The sequence below is a fragment of the Acetivibrio ethanolgignens genome (assembly GCF_001461035.1).
Classification (GTDB): Bacteria; Bacillota; Clostridia; order Lachnospirales; family Lachnospiraceae; genus Velocimicrobium; species Velocimicrobium ethanolgignens.
Genome location: NZ_LNAM01000062.1, coordinates 1 through 2,260, shown reverse-complemented (window position 1 = coordinate 2,260; position 2,260 = coordinate 1). Strand labels below are relative to the sequence as shown.

The 2,260-nt window shown below is 46.8% G+C and carries 3 protein-coding genes; all 3 read right to left on the bottom strand.

The window, feature by feature from the left end; all coding sequences use genetic code 11:
* Positions 1-64: 64 nt before the first annotated feature.
* The 3 genes from ASU35_RS04085 to ASU35_RS04075 are packed head-to-tail and all read right to left on the bottom strand — an operon-like array spanning position 65 to position 2,195.
* Positions 65-634 carry a hypothetical protein gene (locus ASU35_RS04085; RefSeq protein WP_058351787.1) on the bottom strand — a complete coding sequence of 190 codons (570 nt, stop codon included), beginning with the start codon at positions 632-634 and terminating at the stop codon, positions 65-67.
* Positions 631-1,485: a metal ABC transporter permease gene (locus ASU35_RS04080; RefSeq protein ID WP_172794593.1), complete on the bottom strand. Its 855-nt coding sequence runs from the start codon at positions 1,483-1,485 to the stop codon at positions 631-633. The genes ASU35_RS04085 and ASU35_RS04080 overlap by 4 nt, the downstream gene beginning before the upstream one ends.
* Positions 1,482-2,195: a metal ABC transporter ATP-binding protein gene (locus tag ASU35_RS04075; RefSeq protein WP_058351786.1), complete on the bottom strand. Its 714-nt coding sequence runs from the start codon at positions 2,193-2,195 to the stop codon at positions 1,482-1,484. Before ASU35_RS04075 ends, ASU35_RS04080 begins: the two co-directional genes overlap by 4 nt.
* Positions 2,196-2,260 lie beyond the last annotated feature (65 nt).

Sequence of the window (2,260 nt, the reverse complement as noted above, 5' to 3'; positions counted from 1 at the left end):
TCTGAAAAACATATCAAAATCTTTTTCAAAAAGTTCTTGACATATCACCAGAATGCTATCTTGGTTATTCTATTTTTGCGTTGACAAGACGATACCATGTTCTCCCATTTTCTTCGTAAGATTGAAAATTTCCCAAAACAGTGATTTCTGCACCAAGCTCTGGATAATCGTCTGGATAAATACAGTCACCCTCCAGCACAAATTCTATGCCTTCGGCACAGCAGGCAGCTGCATCAGAAATGATGCAGGCATAGGCGACTGGTTCTTCCTGTGTGATACCGTCTATGACCATCTGATAAACTGCAAAGACACCTGTCATTTTTATTGTCTTTCCAATATAGCCGTCCGGATCAAGATAAAGCATATTGTAGACTTCAGAATAAACCATAGTACTGCTGAGTGCGGTTAAGTCAACATCTATCTCAGAATTATCGGAAGATGCAGAATCGTCCATTGGCTGCGAATCGGTAGTATCGAAAGGAACTGATGTTTCAGCTTCTACCATGGGCTGGCTCGTCTGCATTGGCTTCACGACTTCCGTGGGTGCCACTTCCTTTGTTTCATCTATATTGTCCTGACTGCAGGCACAGAGCGAAAGCATCAGTAGTGCTGCCAGCAGCAAATAAATTTTCATTTTCCAATACCTCCTGTCACACCACCTGCCGCCGAAAAAATGATAAACGCCGCAATATTCATGGAAACAACGGTCGAGCCGACAGGTGTTCCGGCCAGAATGGAAATCAGAATCCCCAGCACGGCACAGCATACGGACAACACCGCTGAGCAAATTGTCACCGCCCGGAAGTTTTTATAGACTCGCATGGCCGACAGAGCCGGGAATATCACAAGGGCAGAAATAAGCAGTGACCCCACCAAATTCATTGCCAGAACAATGACAACAGCGATAGTGACAGCGAGCAGCAGATTGTAAAGCTCTGCCTTTGTCCCCACAGCCTTTGCAAAATTTTCATCAAAGGTCACGGCAAAAATTTTGTTATAGAACAGGATAAACACCGCTACCACGAACACTGACAGCACAGTGCACAACCAAACCTCCCTCTGGGTCAGTGTCAAAATGGAGGTTGATCCAAATAGTGTGCTGCATACATCGCCGGACAGATTTGTGGAAGTGGAAAACAGGTTCATCAGCAGATAGCCAATGGCAAGTGCCCCCACCGAAATCATAGCAATGGCAGCGTCACCCTTAATTTTAGTATTCTGTCCGGTGCGAAGTAACAAAATAGCACAGATTACCGTGACACCCAGCGTCAGAGGCATATCATCTTTCAGTCCCAGTACAGCGGCAATGGACATAGCACCAAACGCTACATGAGAAAGACCGTCACCAATGAATGAAAACCGCTTTAGTACCAGCGTTACCCCCAGCAAGGAGGAACACAGGGAAATTAAAACACCAACGACCAGTGCATATCGGACAAAGGGGTAAGTCCAATAAAGGGTGAGTTTTTCTAATATTGCGTTCATTCTGCGTCACCGCCTTCCCCGGCGGCAAACAGCCGCCCCTGCGGACTTTGGAGATATTCCTCCTTCGTTCCAAAGAAAACCGTATCTCCAATGTGCAGAATGTGACTGGCATACCTAACAGCCGCCGAGATATCGTGAGAAATCATCAGAACACTAATACCGTCCCGGTGGTTGAGTTCGCCAATAAAATGGTACATTTCTGCTGTTACCTTGGGATCAAGCCCAGAAACAGGCTCATCTAAGAACAGCATTTTTCGGCTGGCACACAGTGCACGGGCCAGTAAGACCCGTTGCTGCTGTCCGCCGGAAAGCTCCCGGTAACAGCACTTGAACAGCGAACCTATCTGCAGCTTCTCCATAGCCTCCGCCGCAAGCTGCTTTTCCTCTCTTCTATAAAAGGGACGGCTGCAGCAACGCCCCTGGCATCCTGAGAGAACGATTTCTCTCACAGATGCCGGGAAGTCTTTTTGTACAATAGTCTGCTGTGGCAGATAACCGATCTCGTTTTTTCTCAGCCCGTCGCCTGTCAAAATTCTGCCCTTAAGGGGCGGCTGCAAGCCGAGAATCGTTTTCATTAGTGTACTCTTGCCGGAGCCATTTTCACCCACAATGCAAAGATAGTTGCCCCCGAAGACCTCAAAGTTCAGGTTTTGCAAAACGGCCTTGGTTTCGTAGCCGACAGAGAGATTTTGACAAGTAATCTGAGCCATATTCCCACCTCCTAGTATAATAATGGTGTAGTCAATCAAGACTACTTAGTTTACAAGTTTCTATA

Excerpts from the sequence above, each read along its gene's own strand:
- ASU35_RS04085 (WP_058351787.1), bottom strand. The coding sequence starts at position 634 with ATGAAAATTTATTTGCTGCTGGCAGCACTACTGATGCTTTCGCTCTGT.
- ASU35_RS04080 (WP_172794593.1), bottom strand. The coding sequence starts at position 1,485 with ATGAACGCAATATTAGAAAAACTCACCCTTTATTGGACTTACCCCTTT.
- ASU35_RS04075 (WP_058351786.1), bottom strand. The coding sequence starts at position 2,195 with ATGGCTCAGATTACTTGTCAAAATCTCTCTGTCGGCTACGAAACCAAG.